The sequence below is a fragment of the Ramlibacter pallidus genome (assembly GCF_015070875.1).
Taxonomy (GTDB): domain Bacteria; phylum Pseudomonadota; class Gammaproteobacteria; order Burkholderiales; family Burkholderiaceae_C; genus Ramlibacter; species Ramlibacter pallidus.
In genome coordinates this window covers 340,406-362,124 of sequence record NZ_JADDIV010000004.1, presented here as the reverse complement: position 1 = coordinate 362,124, position 21,719 = coordinate 340,406, and the positions used below count along the sequence as shown (strand labels likewise).

The following is a 21,719-nucleotide window of genomic DNA, read 5'->3' as shown; positions in this document are numbered from 1 at the left end:
CCCGACCTTCCCCCAGAGGGGGAAGGAGGAATGCAAACTTACTTCGTCTTGCCCGGATCCTTGACGTCCTTCAGCACGTCGAACTCGACGTTGTGCAGCTGGCCGTCCTTCTTCTCGACCTTGCGCAGGTAGATGTTGTGCACGACGTCGCGGGTCTGCGCGTCGATGAAGACCGGACCGCGCGGGCTTTCGAAGATCTGGCCCTTCATGCCGGCCAGCAGCGCGTCGCCGCCGCCCTTGCCGCCGGTCTTCTTGAGCGCTTCGTAGATGACGCGCATGCCGTCGTAGCCGCCCACGGCCATGAAGTTCGGGCGCAGGCCCTTGTTGGCCTTCTGGAATTCGGCCACGAACTTCTTGTTGGCGGGGGACGGGTGGTAGGCCGAGTAGTGGTGCGAGGTGACCACGCCCAGGGCGACGTCGCCCATGTCGTTGAGCTGGTCGTCGTCCGTCACGTCGCCGGTGCCGATCAGCTTGATGCCGGCCTTGTCCATGCCGCGCTCGCCGAACTGCTTCATCACCGCGGCGCCCGCGCCGGAGGGCACGAACACGAACAGCGCGTCGGGCTTGATGTCACGCACCTTCTGCAGGAAGGGGGCGAAGTCCGGGTTGCGCAGCGGCACGCGCAGCGTCTCGGGCACCTTGCCGCCGTTGAATTCGAAGCGGCTCTTGAAGAACTTCTCGGCGTCCAGGCCCGGGCCGTAGTCGGTGACCAGCGTCACGACCGTCTTGATGCCGTTCTTGGGCGCCCAGTCGGCCATGGCCACCGCGGCTTGCGGCAGCGTGAAGCTGGTGCGGACGACGTAGGGCGAGGCTTCCGTGATGCTGGAGGTGGCGGCGGCCATCACCACCAGCGGCGTCTTGGATTGCGTGGCCATCGGGGCCACCGCCAGCGCGGACGGCGTGATGCCGAAGCCGGCGAGCACGTCGACCTTCTCGTTGACGATCAGTTCCTGCGCGACGCGGCGGGTGACGTCCGGCACGCTGGTGTCGTCCTTGACGATCAGCTGCACCTTGCGGCCGGCGACGGTGTCGCCGTTCTGCGCGATCCACAGGCGCGCGGCGGCCTCGATCTGGCGGCCGGTGGTGGCCTGCTGGCCGGTCATCGGCAGGATCAGGCCGATCTTGAACGGGGCGCTCTGCGCCAGGGCAACGCTGCCCGTGGCGAGCATGGCGACGGCGGCGGCGGTTTTCAGCAGGGTTCGCTTTTGCATGGGGTCTCCGAGGGAGTGGGTGGACGCAGGCGGTCCTGCCTTGCGACCCGCGGATTCTGCGCGGCACGCGGTGCCACGCATACGCGGGGGCCGGTCTAACAGGTATCCGCTTTCTCTATAACGATGGGGCCGATATTCGGAGATGATTATGGAGCACCGTTGCGCTCACCCGCGCTTGCGGATCAGGCGCACGCCCGGCATCCGGTCGTGTTCCTGGCTCTGGACGACGGCGCGCAGGTTGCGCTGCGCGATGCGGGAATGCTCGCGCATCAGCGCCTCGGCCCGCGAACCCTCCCGCGCCTCGATCGCGGCCAGCACCTGCCAGTGGTGGTCCTGCGCGACGATCAGCATGTCGCGCGCCTGCGGCGTGTTGGACTGGGCGATGACGAAGGCCGAGGGCGAGGCGAACGGCAGGCTCGCGACACGCTCCATCTCGCGCGCGAGCAGCGGGCTGGCCGCCAGTTCGCCGAGCAGCACGTGGAAGCGGCCGTTGAGCTCGACGTAGCGGGAGAAGGACTCGTCGTCGAGCGCCGCGCGGGCCAGCACCTGGTCGATGTCGCGCAGCACCGCCCGCGCCTCGTCCAGCACTTCGGCCGGCGCGCCGCGTTCGGCGGCCGTGCGGGCGACCAGGCCTTCGACCGTGCCGCGCAGCTCGATCGCATCCGACACGTCGCGCTCCGAGAACGAGCGCACCGCATAGCCGCCGCCCGGCAGCGATTCGATCAGGCCTTCCTGCTCCAGCCGCAGCAGCGCGGCGCGGATCGGCGTGCGGGAGACGCCGAGCCGCTCGACGATGGCGAGCTCCGCGACCCGGGAGCCGGGCGGCAGTTCGCCGGACAGGATCAGCTCCCGCAGGCGGACCTGCGCCCGGACCTGGGCGCTCATTTCTGTATACATGGACGTGGATTATGGGACCGATCCGGGCCTGGTCAATCCACTTCTTCCCTGTGCGGATGGGCCTGGAGGCCGGAATCGCTGTATACAATGGGCGCCAATCCCCTCCACTTCCCGCATCCGCCCCATGTTCCCGAAGAACGCCTGGTACGTCGCCTGCATGCCCGACGAGATCAACGACAAGCCCCTGGGCCGCACGATCTGCAACGAGAAGATCGCCTTCTACCGGGGCGAGGACAGCCGCGCCGCCGCGGTGGAAGACTTCTGCCCGCACCGCGGCGCGCAGCTGTCGCTGGGCACCGTGTGCGAAGGCAAGCTGGTGTGCGGCTACCACGGGCTGGTCATGGGCTGCGACGGCAAGACGATCTCGATGCCCGGCCAGCGGGTGCAGGGCTTCCCGAAGGTCAAGTCGTACCCGGTGGTGGAGAAGTACGGCTTCGTCTGGGTCTGGCCCGGCGACCCGGCGCTGGCCGACGAGGCCAAGATCCACCACCTCGAATGGGCGGTCAGCCCCGAGTGGACGTATGCCGGCGGCCTGTACCACATCGCCTGCGACTACCGCCTCATGGTCGACAACCTCATGGACCTGACGCACGAGACCTACGTGCACGTGTCCAGCATCGGCCAGAAGGAGATCGACGAAGCGCCCGTCACGACCAAGGCCGAGGGCGACCACGTGGTCACCAGCCGCTACATGCAGAACGTGATGGCGCCGCCGTTCTGGCGCGCCAACCTGCGCGGCAACAACCTGGCCGACGACGTGCCGGTGGACCGCTGGCAGGTGTGCCACTTCTACCCGCCCAGCCACGTGATGATCGAAGTCGGCGTGGCGCACGCCGGCAAGGGCGGCTACGACGCGCCGCCGGAGCACAAGGTCTCCAGCGTGGTGGTCGACTTCCTCACGCCCGAGACCGAGACGAGCATGTGGTACTTCTGGGGGATGGCGCGCAACTTCAACGTGCGCGACACCAACCTGACCGCCCAGATCCGCGACGGCCAGGCCAAGGTGTTCGCCGAAGACACCGCGGTGCTGGAGGCGCAGCAGCGCAACCTGTCGCTGCACCCGAACCGGCGGCTGCTGATGCTCAACATCGACGCCGGCGGCGTCCAGTCGCGCCGCATCATCGACCGCCTGGTCGCCGCCGAACAGCAGCCGCCGCTGCAGGCCTGACGCCATGGCCCAGATCCCCGTGAAGGTCCTGCGCAGGAAGCAGGAAGCGCTGGACATCGCCAGTTTCGAACTCGCCCGGCCCGACGGCGGCGCCCTGCCCGCGTTCTCCGCCGGCTCGCACATCGACGTGCAGGTGCCCGGCGGGCTGACGCGCCAGTACTCGCTGTGCAACGACGCGGCCGAGAACCACCGCTACCGCATCGCGGTGCTGCGCGACGCCAACTCGCGCGGCGGCTCGGCCGCCATGCACGAGGCGCTGAAGGAAGGCGACACACTGCTGATCAGCGAGCCGCGCAACCACTTCCCGCTGGTGCACGCGCAGCGCACGCTGCTGTTCGCGGGCGGCATCGGCGTGACCCCGTTGCTGGCGATGGCCCAGCGCCTGGCGACGAGCGGGGCGGACTTCACCCTGCACTACAGCACGCGATCGGCCGAACGCACCGCTTTCCGGGACGAGATCGGCGCATCCGCCTATGCGGACCGCGTGCGCTTCCATTTCGACGACGGCGAGGCCGCGCAGAAGCTGGACCTGGCGGCGGAACTGGGAGCGCCGCAGCCCGGCACGCACCTCTACGTCTGCGGGCCAACGGGCTTCATCGACTTCGTGGTGAAGACGGCGCAAGGCCTCGGCTGGCCGCAGGAGCAGGTGCACCTGGAGTACTTCGGCGCGGCACCGCAGGACACCACCGGCGACCGCGCCTTCCAGGTGAAGATCGCCAGCAGCGGCGCCGTGTACGACATCCCCGCCGACCAGACGGTGGTGCACGCGCTGCAGGAACATGGCATCGAGATCCTGACCTCGTGCGAACAAGGGGTCTGCGGCACCTGCATCACGCGCGTGCTGCAGGGCGAGTGCGACCACCGCGACCTGTACTTCACGGACGAGGAGAAGGCGGCCAACGACCAGTTCACGCCCTGCTGCTCGCGGGCGAAGTCGCCGCTGCTGGTGCTGGACCTCTAAGCCTTTCCCTCTCCCCCCTGGGGAGAAGGTAGGGTGAGGGGCACCGCGGCCTGCCCCTCACCCCAGCCCTCTCCCCAGAGGGGAGAGGGAGCAAGACCGTTAACATTGCGCGTTCACCGAGAGAGAGACAAGAAACCATGATGCAACTCCCCGCCCGTTACGACCACGTCGGCAGCTTCCTGCGGCCGCAGTACCTGCTGGAAGCCCGCGCCCAGAAGGCCAAGGGCGAGATCACGCCCGAGCAGCTGCGCCGGGTGGAAGACAAGGCGATCACCGAGATCGTGAAGTTCCAGGAGGACGTCGGCCTGCAGAGCATCACCGACGGCGAGTTCCGTCGCACCTACTTCCACATCGACTTCCTCGAGCAGCTCGGTGGCGTCAAGACCGACATCCCGGTCACCATCCGCAAGCCGGACGGCACCGAGGAACTGGCGCCGCCCGTGATCCGCGTGATCGACAAGGTGCGCCACGCCAAGGACATCCAGAAGGCCGACTTCGAGTACCTGAAGTCGCAGGTCTCCGCCGGCCGCACGCCCAAGGTGACGATCCCCTCGCCCACCATGCTGCACTTCCGCGGCGGCCGCGCGGGCATCAGCAAGGACGCCTACCCCGAATTGGACCCGGCGTTCTACGACGACGTGGCCAAGGCCTACGGCGACGAGCTGCGCTCGCTGTACGAAGCCGGCTGCCGCTACGTGCAGATGGACGACACCAACCTGGCCTACCTGTGCGACGAGAAGATGCGCGAAGCCGCGCGCCAGCGGGGCGACGACCCCAACGAACTGCCGCACCGCTACGCCACCTTCATCAACAAGGTGGTGGCGCAGAAGCCGCAGGGCATGCTGTTGGCCATGCACCTGTGCCGCGGCAACTTCAAGAGCACGCACGCCGCCGCCGGCAACTACGAGCCCGTCGCCGAGGCGCTGCTGAAGGAAATGGACATCGACGCGTACTTCATGGAGTACGACGACGAGCGCTCCGGCGACTTCCGCCCGCTTCGCTACCTGCCCAAGGGCAAGACGGTGGTGCTGGGCCTGGTGACCACCAAGTTCGGCCAGCTGGAAAGCAAGGACGCCCTCAAGCGCCGCATCGAGGAAGCCGCCAAGTACGCGCCGATGGAGCAGCTGGCGCTGTCGCCGCAATGCGGCTTCTCGAGCACCGTCCACGGCAACAACATCGCCGTGGAAGACCAGCGCAACAAGCTGCGCCTGGTGATCGAGACGGCACGGGAAATGTGGGGCGGCAACTGACGCCGCGGACGTAGTCCTTAGGCACTCATTTGGTGCACGGAGGCAGAATGGGGGGCTTCCCCCCTGTCTCCTCCCGCACCCGTGAAATACCAGAGCGTCCACGATTTCCTGGCGAACGTCGCCAGCCGCAACCCCGGCCAGCCCGAGTACCTGCAGGCCGTCAGCGAAGTGATGGAGAGCCTCTGGCCCTTCATCGGCAAGAACCCGAAGTACGCCGAACAGGGCCTGCTCGACCGGCTGGTCGAGCCCGAGCGCCTGATCCAGTTCCGCGTGAGCTGGATCGACGACAAGGGCGAGGTCCAGGTCAACCGCGGCTACCGCATCCAGCACAGCTCCGCGATCGGCCCGTACAAGGGCGGCCTGCGCTTCCACCCCTCGGTCAACGCGTCCATCCTGAAGTTCCTCGCGTTCGAACAGACGTTCAAGAACGCGCTGACCACGCTGCCCATGGGCGGCGGCAAGGGCGGGAGCGACTTCGACCCCAAGGGCCGCAGCCCGGGCGAGGTGATGCGCTTCTGCCAGGCCTTCGTCACGGAGCTGTTCCGCCACATCGGCGGCGACACCGACGTGCCGGCCGGTGACATCGGCGTCGGCGGCCGCGAGGTCGGCTTCATGAACGGCATGATGAAGAAGCTGACCAACCGCGCCGATTGCGTCTTCACCGGCAAGGGCCTGTCGTACGGCGGCTCGCTGATCCGGCCGGAGGCCACCGGCTACGGCACCGTCTACTTCGCGCAGGAGATGCTGCAGCGCGCCGGCCGCAACTTCGAAGGCCTGCGCGTCAGCGTGTCCGGCTCCGGCAACGTCGCGCAGTACGCGGTGGAGAAGGCGATGGCGCTGGGCGCCAAGGTGGTGACTGTCTCCGACTCGAGCGGCACCGTCGTCGACGAGGACGGCTTCACCCCGGCGAAGCTGGCCGAACTGATGGAGGTGAAGAACCATCTGTACGGCCGCGCGAGCGAGTACGCCGAGCGCACCAAGGCCCGCTTCCACGGCGGCGCGAAGCCCTGGAGCGTGAAGGTCGACGTCGCCCTGCCCTGCGCCACCCAGAACGAGCTGGACGAAGAGGACGCCCGCACCCTGGTGAAGAACGGCGTGCTGTGCGTCGCCGAGGGCGCCAACATGCCCTCCACGCTGGCGGCCGTCGAGGTGTTCGAGCAGGCCGGCGTGCTGTACGCGCCCGGCAAGGCGAGCAACGCCGGCGGCGTCGCCACTTCGGGCCTGGAAATGAGCCAGAACGCCATGCGCCTGTCGTGGCCCCGCGAGGAGGTCGACGCGCGCCTGCTGGACATCATGCGCGGCATCCACAAGGCTTGCGTGCGCCATGGCCAGCGCGAGGACGGCAGCATCAGTTACGTGGACGGCGCCAACATCGCCGGTTTCGTGAAGGTGGCCGACGCCATGCTTGCGCAAGGCGTGATCTGATTCCTTCCCTGCCGGGCACCGTCCGGGCGAGAATGCGGCAATGGCAAGCGTATTGTTGATCGAGGACGACGAGGCCCAGCGGTTCATCGCGGGCTTCGCGCTGAAGAAGGCGGGACACGAGGTGCGGGAAGCGCACGACGGCCCGCATGGCGTCGTGGCGGCCCGCAAGGAGCGACCGGACATCATCGTGTGCGACGTGATGATGCCGGGGATGACGGGCTACGAGGTGCTGGCCGCCCTGCGTGCCGACCCGGACCTGGTCACCGTGCCCTTCATCCTGCTGACGGCCATGGCCGACCGGCAGCACATGCGCCAGGGCATGACCGCCGGCGCCGACGACTACCTGACCAAGCCGTACCGCCCGGACGAACTGTGCGAGGCCGTGGCGGCCGTCCTGCAGCGGCGGCACATGCAGGAAGAAGCCTTCCGCGGGTCCATGACGGACGTCGTGGAGAACGCGCTCGAGCAGCAGAAGGAAACGCTCAGCCGGCAGTACGAAACCAAGCTGCAGCGGGAGATCAACGCCCGCTGGAGCCAGGCGAATGCCGCGACCGACCTGCACTACGACAACGCCTTCGTGCTGCTGGCCGACCTGGTCAGCGGCGGCGCGGCCCCTTCCGAGGACGGCCTGATCGAGCGGGTCAAGCAGGCGCAGCAGGCCGCGCGGGACACGCTCTACCTCTGGGGCGCCACCCAGGTGCTCCCCTACGGAACCAAGCTGATGGCGGTGTTCGCCGACCAGGGCACCAAGACCACGCCGCCCGAACTGCGCGTGCTGCGCGCGGCCATCGCGCTGGCGAAGGCGGCGCCGCGCGAGCGCCCCGTGAGCGTGGCGCTGCACCAGGGACCGGTTGCCCTCGTGGCGCTGTCCGACGGGCTGCACGGCGACCAGGGCCATGCCCTGGTGCCGGGCGATGCGGTCAACACCGTGGCGACGCTGGAGGAATACGCGGCCAGCACGGGCTGGCGCATCGTGGCGTCCGAAGCCATGGCGAAGGTGCTGCAGGAGCACGCCAGCACCGGCCGCAGCGGCCGCACGGCGCGCGGCGACACCGTCGTCGAGATCACCGGCCCGGCGCCGGCCTGACGGCGCTAGCGGCGCAGGTACCAGACCAGCACGGCGCCCACGATCCAGACCCAGGCGCCCACCGCGGCTGGGCACCTGGCCCGGAATCAATCGAACTGCAGCAGGGAATGCTGCACGCCGGACGGATCCTGGAACACCGCGAACCTTCCCACCGGACAGCGTCGCGGCGAGGCGTCCAGCACGGTTCCGCCCGCTTCAGAGACCTTCCGCAAGTCGGACTGGATGTCCTTCGTCTCGAACGAAAGCAGGGTCGCCGGCACGGCGGGTTCCCCGCCAGGCTCGATCTCCTCGAGGATGAGGGTCGTGGCGCCGGTCTTCAGCTGCACGATGCAGGCCCCGTAGGTGGCCTTCACCTCGTAGCCGAGGGCGGACTGGTAGAAGCGCACCGCGGCGGCAAGCTCGCGGACGTGGATGGTCTGGACGCAGATCGGCAGCATGGCCCTCTCCCTTCCCCTTCGGCCGCGCAGCGTAGCGCAGAACCGCGGGGGCGGAAAGGCACGGCCGCTACTTCACGCCGTGCGGCTTGTGTCGCTGGGCGATCGTGCGGGCTTCGGCGGCCAGGCGCGCCTGCAGCTCGGTCTGCTGCCGGTAGCGGGCCCGCAAGGCCTCGGCGGCTTCGGGATCGAACCGGCCGTTGACGTAGTTGGCGGCGTTGTCCTGCGGATACTGCTGGACGGAATCGGACCATTCGCGCATGGCGACCTCCTTGGTACTGCTGAAGAGGAGTTATAGCCTCCGCTCCGGGCCGCGCCAAGCGCGGTGTGGCGTGCACGCCATGGCCCTTACATGGCGAGATACATCCGTGCGAGGTACCACAGCGTGAGCAGGAACACGAGCACCAGCGGCACGCCGAGGGCGCCGGCCAGGGCGCGCACCGGCACGAACGCCTCGGCGCGGAAGACCTCCAGGCAGGCCGCGGCGGCGAGGACCTCCACCGAACCCACGAAGACCACGCCGACGTAGGTGCCGCCGTGGTACGGCCGGCCCCAGTTCGTGAAGAGCACCAGCCAGTAGGCGAGCAGCACCAGCGCAAGGGCCAGCAGCACCAGCCCGGGCCTGCGCAGGCGCGGTCCCACTTGCGGCGAGGTCCCGGCGTTCAGCGCTGCGCCCTGTCCCTGGCGTTCTGTGCCTCGATGCGCTCCCTGGCTTCCTGCCACTGCCCGTCGCTCCAGTCGCGCAGCTCGTAGAAATTCCCACCCGTGGCGAGTGCGTTCCCGCCGTCCATCATGATGCTCTGGCCGGTGAGCCAGTCGCACTGGCCCGGCGCCATCAGGAAGGCCGCGAGGTTCTGCAGTTCTTCCATGCGGCCGGGGCGCCCCATCGGGTTGCGCGCCTTGCTGCGCGCACCGGGCTCCTCGCCCGGGTTCAGCCGCTTGCTCATGCCTTCGGTGGGGATCTCGCCGGGGCCGACGGCGTTCAGCCGCACGCCGTGCTTCGCCCATTCGACGGCGAGCGATTTCGTCATGACGTCGATGCCCGCCTTGCTCATGGCGGACGGCACGACGTACGGGCTGCCGTTGTCCACCCAGGTCGTGATGATGCTCATGACGCTGCGGTACGGCGACGCGGCCGTCCAGCGCCCTTCCTTCGCTTCGGCCACCCAGCGCCGGCCCACCGCCTGCGTCACGTAGAAGGTGCCGTGGAACACGATGTTGGCGATGGCATCGAAGGCGCGGGGCGACAGGCTCTCGGTCGGCGCGATGAAGTTGCCGGCCGCGTTGTTGACGAGGCCGGTGAGCCCGCCGCTTTCCCACAGCGACTGCACCATCTCCTCGACCGCCTGCGCCACGCGGATGTCGACGCCGAAGGTGTCGATGCGGCGGCCGGGAAACCGCTCGCGCCAGGCCGCCGCCGTTTCGTCGCACACGGCCTTGCGGCGGCCGCAGATCGCGACGTCGCCGCCGAGGGCGAGGAAGCGCTCCGCCATGGCGCGGCCGAGGCCGGTGCCGCCGCCGGTGACCAGGATGCGCTGGCCCGCGAAAAGCTGGTTGGAGAACATCGGTTCCCTCCTTTGCCTGCATTTTGACAGCGGCACATCCACGCACCCCCACCCGGCCACCCCGTCATCACCGCCCCAGGTCCCGTCATCCTCGCGGAGGCAGGGACCCGGGGCGCTTCCCAAAGGAAAGGGGCGCGTCGCGCCCCTGTTCCGATGCCCTGGGTTCCCGCCTGCGCGGGAATGACGCATGCGCTCAATGATGCTGCGGGGGCGTCACTTCCCAGTGCTGCATCACGCGCTCATGGCTGTCCACGCTTTCCAGCCGGACGCGGAAGCCCCACAGCTTGGCCACGTGCTTGACCACCTCCTCGGCCGTGTTGTCCAGGGGACGGTCGTTGTGGCGGATGTGGCGCAGCGTGAGCGAACGGTCCCCGCGGGCATTGACGTTCCACACCTGGATGTTGGGCTCGCGCCAGCCCAGGTCATGCTGGCGGGACAGCGATTCGCGCAGGCGCCGGTAGCCGTTGTCGTCGTGGATGGCGGCGACCTCCAGTTCGCTCTGGGCGGCGTCGTCGAGCACGGCGAACATGCGCATCTCGCGCATCAGCTTGGGCGACAGGTACTGGCCGATGAAGCTTTCGTCCTTGAAGTGCCGCATCGCGTAGTCGAGCGTCTTGATCCAGTCGCTGCCCGCGATGTCCGGGAACCACTCGCGGTCCTCGTCGGTCGGGTTCTCGCAGATGCGGCGGATGTCCGTGAACATCGCGAAGCCCAGCGCATAAGGATTGATGCCGCTGTACGCCGGGTGCGTGATCGGCGGCTGGAACACCACGTTCGTGTGCGAGGAGAGGATCTCCATCATGTAGCCGTCCGAGAGCATGCCCTCGTCGTACATGGTGTTGAGCAGCGTGTAGTGCCAGAACGTGGCCCAGCCCTCGTTCATCACCTGCGTCTGCCGCTGCGGGTAGAAGTACTGCGCCACCTTGCGCACGATGCGCACGATCTCGCGCTGCCAGGGCTCCAGCAGCGGCGCGTTCTTCTCGATGAAGTACAGCAGGTTCTCCTGCGGTTCCTCGGGGAAGCGGCGCGCCTCCTTCTTGGCCTGCTTGCCCGCCTTGGTGGGCAGGGTGCGCCAGAGGTCGTTCACCTGCTGCTGCAGGTAGGCCTCGCGGTCCTTGCGGCGGTTCTCCTCCTCCACCATCGAGATCTTCTGCGGCCGGCGGTAGCGGTCGACGCCATAGTTCATGAGGGCATGGCAGGCGTCCAGCGTCTGCTCGACCGCCTCGATGCCGTGGCGTTCCTCGCATTCGGCGACGAAGCTCTTGGCATAGACCAGGTAGTCGATGATCGAGCTGGCGTCCGTCCACATGCGGAACAGGTAGTTGCCCTTGAAGAAGGAGTTGTGCCCGAAGCAGGCATGCGCCATCACCAGCGCCTGCATCGGCATCGTGTTCTCCTCCATGAGGTAGGCGATGCAGGGGTCGGAGTTGATGACGATCTCGTAGGCCAGCCCCATGTGGCCGCGGCGGTAGCTCTTCTCGCTCTGGATGAAGTGCTTGCCGTACGACCAGTGGCGGTAGTTCACCGGCATGCCGACCGAGGCGTAGGCGTCGAGCATCTGCTCCGCCGTGATCAGCTCGAGCTGCGTCGGGTAGGTGTCGAGCCCGAAGCGTTCGGCCGTCTTGCGGATCTCGTTGAAGTACAGCTCGATCAGCTCGAAGTTCCAGTCGGACGGGCTGGGCAGGCGCGGCCGCTTGCCCGTCGCTTCGGCGTCGGAGACGGTCAGGAGTTCAGCTTCGCTCATGCGGGCACCGGGTTCTTCTTGAACAGGTCCCGGAAGACCGGGAAGATCTGCGAGGGCGTGACGATCTTCTGCATCGCGAACTGCGGGTTGGCGTCACGCACGCGCGTGTACTCCTCCCACAGGTTCTGGTCCTCGTCGGCCACCTGCACGTAGGCGTAGTAGCGCACCAGCGGCAGGATCTTGTGGTCCAGCAGCTCGCGGCACTTGGACGAGTCCTGCTGCCAGTTGTCGCCGTCGGACGCCTGCGCGCCGTAGATGTTCCATTCGCTGCCCATGTAGCGGGCGCGGATGATGTCGTTCATCAGCGTGAGCGCGCTCGACACGACGGTACCGCCGCTTTCGGTGGCGTGGAAGAACTCGTCTTCCGTGACTTCCGCGGCCTGCGTGTGGTGGCGGATGAACACCACCTCGGTCTTCTCGTAGTGGCGCGAGAGGAACAGGTACAGCAGGATGAAGAAACGCTTGGCGAGGTCCTTGCGCGACTCGTCCATCGAACCCGAGACGTCCATCAGGCAGAACATCACGGCCTTGCTGGTCGGCTTGGGCTCGCGCACGCGGTTGCGGTAGCGCAGGTCGAAAGGGTCGAGGAAGGGGACGCGCTTGAGGCGCTCCTTCAGTTCGGCCACGCGCTTGCGCAGCACTTCGACCTCCGGCGGCGGGCCTTCCGGGCGCCGTTCCAGGTCCTCGAGCTGGCGCTCGGCTTCCTTCAGCTCGGCGCGCGCGTCGCCGCCCATCGCGATGCGGCGGGCCAGGCCCACGCGCATGGAACGCACCACGTGCAGGCTGGTCGGGTTGCCTTCGGAGACGAAGCCGGCGCGGCGCAGCTTCCATTCCGGCACGTCGGCCAGCAGCTGCGTGCGGATCATGCGGGGCAGCGCGAGGTCGTCGAAGAAGTAGTTCATGAACTCTTCGCGCGTGATCCGGAAGACGAAGTCGTCCTCGCCCTGCCCGTCCTGCGAGGCGCCGCTGCCGCCGGAACCGCCGCCACCGCCGCCCTGCGGCCGCTGGATGCGGTCGCCGCGAACGTATTCCTGGTTGCCGGGATGCACCAGTTCGCGGCTGCCGCCGGGTGCATGGCCGAAGGTGGGCTCCGACACATCGCGCCTGGGCAGCGTGATGTCGGCGCCCTCTTCCATGTCGGTGATGCTGCGGTCGCCGACCGCCTTGCGCACCGCTTCCTTGATCTGCTCGCGGTAGCGGCGCAGGAACCTTTCGCGGTTGCCGATGGACTTGTTCTTGCCCGAGAGACGGCGGTCGATGACCTGGTGGAGCATGGACCGCTCGCCCCCGCTTCTGTTGGTCACTGGACCGCCCTTCCTCTAGTCAGTTCGCGCCGCCGTGGTTCAGGAGCTCTTGCGCACGCGCAGGTACCACTCGCACAGCAGGCGGACCTGCCGGCGCGTGTAGCCCTTCTCGACCATGCGGTTGACGAAATCCTCGTGCTTCTTCTGCTCGTCGGCGGAGGCCTTGGCGTTGAAGCTGATGACCGGCAGCAGCTCTTCGGTGTTCGAGAACATCTTCTTCTCGATCACCGTGCGCAGCTTCTCGTAGCTGGTCCACACCGGGTTCTTGCCGGCGTTGTTGGCGCGGGCCCGCAGCACGAAGTTGACGATCTCGTTGCGGAAGTCCTTGGGGTTGGACAGCCCGGCCGGCTTCTCGATCTTCTCGAGTTCGGCGTTCAACGCCGCGCGGTCGAAGATCTCGCCGGTGTCCGTGTCGCGGAACTCCTGGTCCTGGATCCAGAAGTCGGCGTACGTGACGTAGCGGTCGAAGATGTTCTGGCCGTACTCGGAATAGGACTCCAGGTAGGCCGTCTGGATCTCCTTGCCGATGAATTCCGCGTAGCGGGTGGCCAGGTGCTCCTTGATGTACGCCAGGTACTTCTGCTCGGTCTCGGCCGGGAACTGCTCGCGCTCGATCTGCTGTTCGAGCACGTACATCAGGTGCACCGGGTTGGCGGCGACCTCTTCCGAGCCGAAGTTGAACACCTTGGAGATGATCTTGAAGGCGAAGCGGGTGGAGATGCCCGTCATGCCCTCGTCGACGCCGGCGTAGTCGCGGTACTCCTGGTAGCTCTTGGCCTTGGGGTCGGTGTCCTTCAGGTTCTCGCCGTCGTAGACCAGCATCTTGGAGAAGATGCTGGAGTTCTCGGGCTCCTTCAGGCGCGTGAGCACGGAGAACTGCGCCATCATCTTCAGCGTGCCGGGCGCGCAGACGGCGTCCTTCAGCGACGAGTTCTGGACCAGCTTCTCGTAGATCTTCACTTCCTCGGTGACGCGCAGGCAGTACGGCACCTTGACCACGTAGATGCGGTCGAGGAAAGCTTCGTTGTTCTTGTTGTTCTTGAAGGCCTTCCACTCGCTTTCGTTGGAGTGGGCCATCACGATGCCGTCGAACGGGATCGCGCCGAAGCCTTCGGTGCCCTTGAAGTTGCCTTCCTGCGTCGCCGTCAGCAGCGGGTGCAGCACCTTGATGGGCGCCTTGAACATCTCGACGAATTCCAGCAGCCCCTGGTTGGCCAGGCACAGGCCGCCGGAGTAGCTGTACGCATCCGGGTCGTCCTGCGCGAAGCTCTCGAGCTTGCGGATGTCGACCTTGCCGACCAGCGCGGAGATGTCCTGGTTGTTCTCGTCGCCCGGCTCGGTCTTGGCGATGCCGCACTGCTTGAGGATGGACGGGAAGCGCTTGACGACCTTGAACTTGCGGATGTCGCCGCCGAATTCCTCCAGGCGCTTGACCGCCCACGGCGACATGATGCGTTGCGTGTAACGGCGCGGGATGCCGAACTGCTGTTCCAGCAGGGGGCCATCCTCGTCGTTGCTGAACAGGCCCAGGGGCGACTCGTTGACCGGCGAGCCCTTGAGCGCATAGAACGGGACCTGCTCCATCAGCTGCTTCAGGCGCTCGGCGATGGACGACTTGCCGCCGCCGACCGGGCCCAGGAGATAGAGGATCTGCTTTTTCTCTTCCAGGCCTTGCGCGGCATGCCGGAAGTGCGAGACGACCTGCTCGATCGGCTCCTCGAGACCGTAGAAATCCTTGAACGCGGGATAGACGCGGATCACCTTGTTGCCGAAGATGCGCGACAGCCGCGGGTCGTGCCGGGTGTCGACCATCTCGGGCTCGCCGATGGCGGCGAGCATGCGCTCGGCGGCCGTCGCGTACGTCAGCGGCTCCCGTTTGCAGAGGTCGAGGTACTCCTCGATCGACAATTCCTCCTCTCGCTTGGTCTCGTAACGCGTGAGGAAATTGCGGACAACGTCCATGAAGCCTCCTGTCGTTTGCAGACTGCAGCGGGGACGCGCAGTGCGGTGTCACTGTACTCCCGCGTCGGCGTCCTGCCTCAGCGCACGCTGTAGGTCAAACGCCGACTTCACTGTAGGTGAACGGTAGATAAAAACAAGGGCCGCGAGTTGCTAAGTGAAAACGAGAGAGGCATGTAAACGACACTTGCGGCAGCATGTCGCGCAGCCCTTCCCTCAACTGGTGCGCGTCACCTTCTTCAGGTGCGGCGGACGGTCCGGATCGTTGCCGCGGGCACGCGCGAGGGCTTCGACCATCGGGTAGAAACTCTGGATCGCGCACACCGGGTCGAGCTCCTCCTGCGGCGCATGCACCAGCGGCAGGTTGGCACCCGGCGTCCCCTGCGGCGCAGCGAGGAGCACGCGTGCACCACGTGCGCGCATGGCCTGCGCGAGTTCGAGCAGCCCGGATTGCGCGGGCCCGCGCGGCGCGAACACGAGCAGCGGGTAGCCTTCGTCGATCAGCGCCATCGGGCCGTGCTGGATCTCGGCCCCGGAAAAGGCCTCGGCCTGGATGCCGCAGGTCTCCTTGAACTTCAGCGCGGCCTCCATCGCGACCGGCAAACCGAGGCCGCGGCCGACCACGAACAGGCGGTCCGCGCCGTGTAGGACATCCAGGGCCGGCGTCCAGTCCGCCTGCACCGCCTTTTCCAGCGCAGCCGGCAACTGCCCGAGCGCGCTGCGCAGCGTCTTGTCATCCTGCCACGACGCGGTGAACCGTGCACCGGCGACCAGCTGGGCGATGAAGCTCTTCGTGGCCGCGACGCTCGTCTCCTGCGCGGCATGGAGCGGGAACATCCACTCGGCGGCACGCGCGAGCGGAGACGCCGCATCGTTGACGAACGCGCAGGTGATCGCACCGCACTGCCGGAAGTAGTCCGTCGGGCCGATCAGGTCCGGGCTCTGGCCGGATTGCGAGAACGCCAGCGAAGCCAGCCCGTCGCAGCGGATGCGCGACTGGTACAGCGTGACCAGCGACATCGGCATCGAGGTGACCAGCCGGCCCAGCCGCGCCATCACCAGGTACGCCGCGTAGTGCGCGGCATGGTCCGAACTGCCGCGGGCGATGGTCAGCAGCGAAGCCGGCGGCTGCTGCCGCAGCTTCGCGCCGAAGGCGGCCCAGCGCTCGCCGTCTTCCGCCAGCTGCCGGGCCACGGCCTGCGGCGCCTCGCGCGCTTCATCCAGCATGCGGGACATCGATCGCTCCTCCTTCGACGAAGACTTCCTGCACGCGCAGGTCGCGGTCCAGCACCACCACGTCCGCCTGCGCGCCCGCTTCGAGCCGGCCGCGGTCGCCCAGCCGCAGGAAGTCCGCGGCGTGCGTCGCCACGCGGCGCGCGGCGTCCACGAGGTCCAGCCCGATCACGTCCACCAGGTTGCGCAGCGCGCGGTCCATGGTGAGCGTGGAACCGGCCAGCGTGCCGTCGGCGAGACGCACGCCGCCCAGGCACTTGGTGACGGCCTGCCGGCCGAGGCGGTATTCGCCGTCGGGCATGCCGGTCGCCGCGGTGGAATCGGTCACGCAATACAGGCACGGGATGCTGCGCAGCGCCGCTCGGATGGCGCCGGGATGCACATGCAGCAGATCGGGGATCACCTCGGCGAATTGCGCATGCGCGAGGGCCGCGCCGACCATCCCGGGCATGCGGTGGTGCAGCGGCGTCATGGCATTGAACAGGTGGGTGAATCCGCGCGCCCCGCGCTGCAGGGCCTGCACGCCGTCCTCGTAGGTGCCGGAGGTGTGGCCGACCTGCACCTGGAAGCCGGCGGCGAGCAGTGCTTCGATGGCCTCCATGTTGCCCGGCACTTCCGGCGCGAGCGTCAGCAGGCGGATCGGCGCGAGAGCGTGCAGTTCACGCAGTTCGTCCAGCGACACGGGCCGCGCATAGGGCGGCTGCGCGCCGAGCTTGCCGGCGTTGATGTAAGGGCCTTCCAGGTGGACGCCGAGCACCCGTGCGGCGCCCGGTGCCGGTTCGCGGCACAGCGCGCCCACCGGCGCGAGCGAAGCCCGCAGGTCGTCCATCGGTGCCGTCATGGTCGTAGCGAGCAGCGCCGTCGTGCCGTGCCGGGCATGGCGCCGTGCGACCTGCAACGCGGCGTCGCCGCCTTCCATGATGTCGCGCCCGGCCGCGCCGTGGACGTGCAGGTCGATGAAGCCGGGGAGCAGCAAGGGTGCGCCGGCATCGCGGGCGCGTTCCACGACGACGGCGCTGCCTTCGATGGCCGCGATGCGTCCATCCGCGCCGAAGCGAAGGGAGCCGTCGATGACACCTTCCGGCGTGACGATGCGACCCTTCAGCGTTCGCGTCACAGGGCTTCTTCCGTCTCTTTCCGAAGGGCGCGGCGGGCGAGCGTCAGGGCGCCCTCCACGGCACCCGCCCTGGCGGGAACGAGGCGATGGCGCACCGCAGGCCGCAGGCGCGGGGCGAGACGCTCACCGATGCTGCCGCTGAGGGCCAGCGGCAGCCGGCCGCGCGGGTCGACGGCCAGCGCCAGTTCTTCCAGGGACGCGACCGCCTGGTGCAGGAGGTGGGCGGCCGCCGGATCGGTGCTCTCGCAGTCGAACACCGCGCGCGCCAGCTGGGCGAATTCGAACTGGCCGGAGGCCGCGCACCAGGCCTGCAGCGCCTCGCGCTCGTCGCCGCAGTGCATCCACACCCGGCGCGCGAGCGGGCTCGGGTTCGCGCGGCCGTCGAACGCGGCCAGGCCGTGCCGCACGGCCTGCAGGCCCAGCCAGGCGCCACTGCCCTCGTCACCCACGCGGAATCCCCATCCGCCGACTGTAGCGCGGGTTCCATCCGCATGGAGGGCTTCGGCGATGCTGCCGGTGCCGGCAATGACGATGGCGCCAGGCTGGCCGCCATGGGCGCCGAGCAGCATGGTGAAGGCATCGCCCTCGACGGCCAGCCGGCCGAACCCGGGATCGGCGCCGACGAAGGCATCGCGCCACGCGGCGTGGCTGACGCCCGACAGCCCGGCTGCCAGCACGCAGCGCCGCCAGGGCGGGACGGCCACGCCGCCGGCTTCGAACGCGCGGCGCACCGCCGCCAGCACGTTGCCCCAGGCCTGCGGGATCCCTTGGCCGAGCGCGGACGGTCCGGCGGCGCCGGCACCGACCACCTCACCGGTGAGGCGGTGGACCAGGGCGCGGGTGCCGCTGCCGCCGCCGTCGACGCCGATGAGGTACTCCGTCATCGATGGGGGCCCCTCCCTCCGCTGGCTTCCTGCTGTTCCATGGAGGTTAGAACCTCCACCGGCCGCCAAGTTGCAGCTCAGCGGGCGCAGAAGGCCCCATCCTGCGATCGGCGTAAGCGGCACGGACGAGCCAGCAGCTAAGCTCCCGGCATGGCCGCCGTCCGCTTCTACTTCGACTTCATCTCGCCCTATGCCTACTTCGCCAGCCTGCAGGTCGAGGAACTCGCGGCGCGGCACGGGCGCGAGGTGGAGTGGCGGCCCATGCTGCTGGGCGTGGCGGTGATGAAGGTGATGGGCCTCAAGCCGCTGCTGGACACGCCGCTCAAGGGCGACTACATCCGGCGCGACGTGTTGCGCCGGGCGCGGCGGGAGGGCGTGCCCTTCGGCCGCGACCTGAACGCCCCGGCCGGCAACCCGCTGCCGGCGGCACGCGCCTTCTACTGGCTGCGCAAGCACCATCCGCAGCTGCAGGCCCAGGCCGTGCATGCGCTGTTCCAAGCTTACTGGGGCCAGGGACGCGACCTGTCGACGCCGGAGGCGGTCGCGGCCGTGCTGGAGCCGCTGGGCTTGCCGGCGGCGGAAGTCGTCGAAGGGGCGGCGGGGGAGGAAGCGGCTTCGCTGTTGCGCAACGCGGTGGGCGCGTCGATCGAGGCCGGCATCTTCGGCTCGCCGACGCTCGTCGTCGACGACGAGCCGTTCTGGGGTTCGGACCGGCTGGCCGACGTCGACGAGTGGCTGCGCGTGGGCGGCTGGTGACGGCGCTCAGCGGAAGCGGAACACCGTCTCCACCGCGATCGCACCGAGCGCGTGGCGCAGGCGCTGCTCCAGTGGCGCGTCGGCCGGCCCACCGACCATGACCTCGGCGATGCAGCCCGCGCCCTTCTCCCTCGCGGCCACCTGCACGGCGACGCCCGGCGCCGCGGCGGCGAACAGTTCCTGCAGCCGGAGTTCGGTCGCCCTCACGCGCAGCGCCGGCTTGTAGACCTTGCCGACGGCGGTCGTCGGCAGCGCGTCCAGCACCACCACGCGCTTGGGAACGGCGGGGCGCTCGTAGACGCGGGGCGCAACCTCGGCGAGCAGGTCGGCCGGCTTCGCCTGCGCGCCCGGCTTCAGCGTGACGAACGCCGCGGGGACCTCGCCCGAATGCGCATCCGGCTCCGCCACCACGGCGCACATCGCCACGGCCGGATGCGCGAGGAAGGCGTCCTCCACCAGCTGCGGGTCGATGTTGTGCGAGCCGCGGATGATCACGTCCTTGGCCCGCCCGGTGACGTGCAGGTAGCCGTCGGCATCGAGATGGCCCAGGTCGCCCGACACCAGCCAGCCCGCCTCGAACATGCCGGCGTTGCGCGCGGCGTCGGTGTAGCCGGGGCTGACGTGCGGGCCGCGCAGCACCACCACGCCGGTCTCGCCCCTGGCGCATTCCTGCGCCAGCTGCACGCGGCCGTCGCGCCACGGCACGACACGCACTTCGCTGTAGGGCAGCCGCAGCCCGCACGAGCCGGGCACGCGCGGCGCCTGGAAGGGCTCGATGGACACCAGCCCCGCGCACTCGGTCATGCCGAGGATGTTGCGCACGGCGATGCCGAGCGTCGACTCGAAGCGCGCCGCCAGTTCGGTCGGCAGCGGCGAGCCGCCGGTGTAGGCCACCTGCACGCGCGAGATGTCGGCGTCGACCGGCTGGTTGCACAGCCCGGCGAGGATCGTCGGGACACAGGCCAGCGCGGTGACCTGCTCGCGCTCGCAGAACTTCCAGTAGTGGCGCAGGAAGGCTGCGTTGCGCATGCCCGCGACGGTCGGCAGCACCTGGCGCGCGCCGATGGCCAGCAGCGCGAGCCCGTACACGAAGGCACCGGCGACGTGGAACAGGGGGAACCCGTTGACCTCCACCGTGTGCTCGTCGAAGCCGTAGAAGCGGTGCGCGAACCAGGCACTGTGCGCCTCGTTGCCGTGCGTGTGCTGCACGAGCTTGGGTGCGCCGGTGGTGCCGCCCGTGTGGAACAGCGCGGCGATGCGGTCGGGGGTGAGCTGCGGATCGAACTGCAGCGCTTCGGACTCTCCGTCCAGCAGGGACTCGAAGTCCTGCCCGATCGCCAGCACCTGCCGTGCGGCGATGCCCGGAACCTTCTGCACCGCCGACCAGACGTCCAGCTCCGCATTGGGGCCCAGCGCCACCACCACCTTGGCGCCGCTCGCCTCCAGCAGCGCCGCGACGTGGTCCGGCTGCAGCATGAAGTTGATCGGGCACGCGCGGCCCGCGAGCTGCGCGCCCCAGAGCGCGTAGTGCGTGGCGGGGATGTTCGGCGCGAGGATGGCCACGGCGTCGTCCGGCCCCACGCCCAGCCGCCGGAACAGGTTGGCGGCGCGGTGGATGCGGGCCAGCAGTTCGCGATAGGTGACGTGCACCGGCGGCGTGGCGAGCTCGCCGTCGGGCAGGTAGGTGAAAGCGATGCGCCCGGCGAAACGCTGCGCCGCGCCCGCGATCAATCCGTAGGTGCTGCGCGCCGGGATCGCCTGGTCGTAGGGCGTGCGCTCCAGCGCCTCGATGTCGGCGAGCCCGGCGAAGAAGCTCACGCGTACCCCAGCAGGCGCATCGCGTTGCCCTTGAGGATGCCGGGCATGACCTCGGGCTTGAAGCCGGCTTCCTCGAAGTCCTTCATCCAGCGCTCCGGCGTGATCAGCGGGTAGTCGCTGCCGAACAGCACGCGGTCCTTCAGCAGCGTGTTGGCGTACTGCACCAGCTGCTTGGGGAAGTACTTCGGGCTCCAGCCGGAGAGGTCGATCCACACGTTGGGCTTGTGGGTGGCGACGGAGAGCGCCTCGTCCTGCCAGGGGAAGCTGGGGTGCGCCATCACGATCTGCATGTCGGGGAAGCTGATCGCGACGTCGTCCAGGTGGATCGGGTTGCTGTATTCCAGCCGCAGCCCGCCGCCGCAGCGCATGCCCGAGCCGATGCCGCTGTGGCCGGTGTGGAAGATGACGGGCATGCGGTGCGCGTTCAGCACCTCGTAGATCGGCCAGGCCATCTTGTCGTAGGGATGGAAGCCCTGCACCGTCGGGTGGAACTTGAAGCCCTTGACGCCTTCTTCCTTGATCAGCCGCTCGGCTTCGCGCGCGCCCATCTTGCCCTTGTGCGGATCGATGGAGGCGAAGGCCACCATCATGTCGCTGTTCTCGCGCGCGGCCTGGGCGATCTCCTCGTTGGGGATGCGGCGGCGGCCGAGGTTGGACTCGCTGTCCACCGTGAACATGACCAGCCCGATCCTGCGTTCGCGGTAGTACGCGATGGTCTCGGCGATGGTCGGCCGGCGGTTGGAGCGGAAGTACTTGTCCGCCGCGCGGTCGTACTCCTCGCCGTAATTGTCGAAGGGGTTCCAGCAACTGACTTCGGCGTGCGTGTGCACGTCGATCGCGATGAGGTTGGCGTGGTCCATGCCGGTCCTTTGTCTCCGTGGTGCTCAGGGTAAGCCCTAGGGATAC

Annotated in this window: 20 protein-coding genes; 6 read left to right on the top strand and 14 right to left on the bottom strand. The window is 68.5% G+C overall.

All coding sequences use genetic code 11. The annotated features are described in order from the left end of the window. Positions 1-38: 38 nt before the first annotated feature. Both IM787_RS14945 and IM787_RS14940 read right to left on the bottom strand, forming a co-directional pair. Positions 39-1,211 (bottom strand): ABC transporter substrate-binding protein, encoded by a 1,173-nt coding sequence (locus IM787_RS14945; RefSeq protein ID WP_193677475.1) that lies wholly within the window; start codon positions 1,209-1,211, stop codon positions 39-41. Between the two features lie 165 nt (positions 1,212-1,376). After that, positions 1,377-2,096: a GntR family transcriptional regulator gene (locus IM787_RS14940; RefSeq protein WP_354004419.1), complete on the bottom strand. Its 720-nt coding sequence runs from the start codon at positions 2,094-2,096 to the stop codon at positions 1,377-1,379. 136 nt (positions 2,097-2,232) lie between these two features. Here IM787_RS14940 and IM787_RS14935 point away from each other — a divergent pair, with 136 nt between their 5' ends. The 5 genes from IM787_RS14935 to IM787_RS14915 all read left to right on the top strand — a co-directional run bounded on the left by IM787_RS14935 (position 2,233) and on the right by IM787_RS14915 (position 7,999). Beyond that, entirely contained in the window at positions 2,233-3,276 is a 1,044-nt protein-coding gene (locus IM787_RS14935) for a Rieske 2Fe-2S domain-containing protein (RefSeq protein WP_193677473.1), read from the top strand. Between the two features lie 4 nt (positions 3,277-3,280). Next, positions 3,281-4,237 (top strand): PDR/VanB family oxidoreductase, encoded by a 957-nt coding sequence (locus IM787_RS14930; protein ID WP_193677472.1) that lies wholly within the window; start codon positions 3,281-3,283, stop codon positions 4,235-4,237. A gap of 137 nt (positions 4,238-4,374) precedes the next feature. Next, complete coding sequence (locus IM787_RS14925; protein WP_193677471.1) at positions 4,375-5,487, top strand: 5-methyltetrahydropteroyltriglutamate--homocysteine S-methyltransferase; 1,113 nt, start codon at positions 4,375-4,377, stop codon at positions 5,485-5,487. Positions 5,488-5,568: 81 nt separating this feature from the next. Continuing rightward, positions 5,569-6,912: an NADP-specific glutamate dehydrogenase gene (gene gdhA / locus IM787_RS14920; RefSeq protein WP_193677470.1), complete on the top strand. Its 1,344-nt coding sequence runs from the start codon at positions 5,569-5,571 to the stop codon at positions 6,910-6,912. Positions 6,913-6,952: 40 nt separating this feature from the next. Continuing rightward, entirely contained in the window at positions 6,953-7,999 is a 1,047-nt protein-coding gene (locus tag IM787_RS14915; RefSeq protein WP_193677469.1) for a response regulator transcription factor, read from the top strand. An 86-nt stretch (positions 8,000-8,085) separates the two neighbouring features. Here IM787_RS14915 and IM787_RS14910 read toward each other — a convergent pair whose 3' ends face one another. The 10 genes from IM787_RS14910 to IM787_RS14865 form a co-directional block, all read right to left on the bottom strand. Beyond that, positions 8,086-8,436, bottom strand: a complete 351-nt coding sequence (locus tag IM787_RS14910; RefSeq protein WP_193677468.1) for a VOC family protein — start codon at positions 8,434-8,436, stop codon at positions 8,086-8,088. Positions 8,437-8,503: 67 nt separating this feature from the next. Beyond that, positions 8,504-8,695, bottom strand: coding sequence for a hypothetical protein (locus tag IM787_RS14905; protein ID WP_193677467.1), 192 nt, complete (start codon positions 8,693-8,695; stop codon positions 8,504-8,506). Between the two features lie 86 nt (positions 8,696-8,781). Next, entirely contained in the window at positions 8,782-9,075 is a 294-nt protein-coding gene (locus IM787_RS14900; RefSeq protein ID WP_193677466.1) for a hypothetical protein, read from the bottom strand. 20 nt (positions 9,076-9,095) lie between these two features. Then, entirely contained in the window at positions 9,096-9,998 is a 903-nt protein-coding gene (locus tag IM787_RS14895; protein ID WP_193677465.1) for an SDR family oxidoreductase, read from the bottom strand. A gap of 193 nt (positions 9,999-10,191) precedes the next feature. Next, positions 10,192-11,742 carry a SpoVR family protein gene (locus IM787_RS14890; protein ID WP_193677464.1) on the bottom strand — a complete coding sequence of 517 codons (1,551 nt, stop codon included), beginning with the start codon at positions 11,740-11,742 and terminating at the stop codon, positions 10,192-10,194. Next, the gene (locus tag IM787_RS14885; RefSeq protein WP_193677463.1) at positions 11,739-13,016 is read right to left on the bottom strand and encodes a YeaH/YhbH family protein; all 1,278 of its coding nucleotides are present in this window, start codon (positions 13,014-13,016) and stop codon (positions 11,739-11,741) included. Before IM787_RS14885 ends, IM787_RS14890 begins: the two co-directional genes overlap by 4 nt. Positions 13,017-13,085: 69 nt before the next feature. Beyond that, positions 13,086-15,008, bottom strand: a complete 1,923-nt coding sequence (locus tag IM787_RS14880) for a PrkA family serine protein kinase (RefSeq protein WP_193677462.1) — start codon at positions 15,006-15,008, stop codon at positions 13,086-13,088. A gap of 213 nt (positions 15,009-15,221) precedes the next feature. Further along, positions 15,222-16,232: an SIS domain-containing protein gene (locus IM787_RS14875; RefSeq protein ID WP_193677875.1), complete on the bottom strand. Its 1,011-nt coding sequence runs from the start codon at positions 16,230-16,232 to the stop codon at positions 15,222-15,224. Beyond that, a complete protein-coding gene (gene nagA / locus IM787_RS14870) occupies positions 16,222-17,355 on the bottom strand; it encodes an N-acetylglucosamine-6-phosphate deacetylase (RefSeq protein WP_193677461.1) in 1,134 nt (377 codons plus the stop codon). The genes IM787_RS14875 and nagA overlap by 11 nt, the downstream gene beginning before the upstream one ends. After that, positions 17,352-18,239, bottom strand: coding sequence for a glucosamine kinase nucleotide-binding domain-containing protein (locus tag IM787_RS14865; protein ID WP_193677460.1), 888 nt, complete (start codon positions 18,237-18,239; stop codon positions 17,352-17,354). Before IM787_RS14865 ends, nagA begins: the two co-directional genes overlap by 4 nt. A 150-nt stretch (positions 18,240-18,389) precedes the next feature. Here IM787_RS14865 and IM787_RS14860 point away from each other — a divergent pair, with 150 nt between their 5' ends. Continuing rightward, positions 18,390-18,995 carry a 2-hydroxychromene-2-carboxylate isomerase gene (locus IM787_RS14860; RefSeq protein WP_193677459.1) on the top strand — a complete coding sequence of 202 codons (606 nt, stop codon included), beginning with the start codon at positions 18,390-18,392 and terminating at the stop codon, positions 18,993-18,995. 6 nt (positions 18,996-19,001) lie between these two features. Here IM787_RS14860 and IM787_RS14855 read toward each other — a convergent pair whose 3' ends face one another. Both IM787_RS14855 and IM787_RS14850 read right to left on the bottom strand, forming a co-directional pair. Beyond that, on the bottom strand, positions 19,002-20,813 hold the full coding sequence (locus tag IM787_RS14855; protein ID WP_193677458.1) for an AMP-binding protein: 1,812 nt from the start codon (positions 20,811-20,813) through the stop codon (positions 19,002-19,004). Further along, positions 20,810-21,673 carry an amidohydrolase family protein gene (locus IM787_RS14850; RefSeq protein WP_193677457.1) on the bottom strand — a complete coding sequence of 288 codons (864 nt, stop codon included), beginning with the start codon at positions 21,671-21,673 and terminating at the stop codon, positions 20,810-20,812. The genes IM787_RS14855 and IM787_RS14850 overlap by 4 nt, the downstream gene beginning before the upstream one ends. Positions 21,674-21,719: the final 46 nt, after the last annotated feature.

Excerpts from the sequence above, each read along its gene's own strand:
- IM787_RS14895 (WP_193677465.1), bottom strand. The coding sequence starts at position 9,998 with ATGTTCTCCAACCAGCTTTTCGCGGGCCAGCGCATCCTGGTCACCGGC.
- IM787_RS14925 (WP_193677471.1), top strand. The coding sequence starts at position 4,375 with ATGATGCAACTCCCCGCCCGTTACGACCACGTCGGCAGCTTCCTGCGG.
- IM787_RS14910 (WP_193677468.1), bottom strand. The coding sequence starts at position 8,436 with ATGCTGCCGATCTGCGTCCAGACCATCCACGTCCGCGAGCTTGCCGCC.
- IM787_RS14850 (WP_193677457.1), bottom strand. The coding sequence starts at position 21,673 with ATGGACCACGCCAACCTCATCGCGATCGACGTGCACACGCACGCCGAA.
- IM787_RS14915 (WP_193677469.1), top strand. The coding sequence starts at position 6,953 with ATGGCAAGCGTATTGTTGATCGAGGACGACGAGGCCCAGCGGTTCATC.
- IM787_RS14860 (WP_193677459.1), top strand. The coding sequence starts at position 18,390 with ATGGCCGCCGTCCGCTTCTACTTCGACTTCATCTCGCCCTATGCCTAC.
- IM787_RS14865 (WP_193677460.1), bottom strand. The coding sequence starts at position 18,239 with ATGACGGAGTACCTCATCGGCGTCGACGGCGGCGGCAGCGGCACCCGC.
- IM787_RS14890 (WP_193677464.1), bottom strand. The coding sequence starts at position 11,742 with ATGAGCGAAGCTGAACTCCTGACCGTCTCCGACGCCGAAGCGACGGGC.
- IM787_RS14940 (WP_354004419.1), bottom strand. The coding sequence starts at position 2,096 with ATGAGCGCCCAGGTCCGGGCGCAGGTCCGCCTGCGGGAGCTGATCCTG.
- IM787_RS14935 (WP_193677473.1), top strand. The coding sequence starts at position 2,233 with ATGTTCCCGAAGAACGCCTGGTACGTCGCCTGCATGCCCGACGAGATC.
- IM787_RS14905 (WP_193677467.1), bottom strand. The coding sequence starts at position 8,695 with ATGCGCGAATGGTCCGATTCCGTCCAGCAGTATCCGCAGGACAACGCC.
- IM787_RS14885 (WP_193677463.1), bottom strand. The coding sequence starts at position 13,016 with ATGCTCCACCAGGTCATCGACCGCCGTCTCTCGGGCAAGAACAAGTCC.
- IM787_RS14880 (WP_193677462.1), bottom strand. The coding sequence starts at position 15,008 with ATGGACGTTGTCCGCAATTTCCTCACGCGTTACGAGACCAAGCGAGAG.
- IM787_RS14930 (WP_193677472.1), top strand. The coding sequence starts at position 3,281 with ATGGCCCAGATCCCCGTGAAGGTCCTGCGCAGGAAGCAGGAAGCGCTG.
- IM787_RS14945 (WP_193677475.1), bottom strand. The coding sequence starts at position 1,211 with ATGCAAAAGCGAACCCTGCTGAAAACCGCCGCCGCCGTCGCCATGCTC.
- IM787_RS14875 (WP_193677875.1), bottom strand. The coding sequence starts at position 16,232 with ATGCTGGATGAAGCGCGCGAGGCGCCGCAGGCCGTGGCCCGGCAGCTG.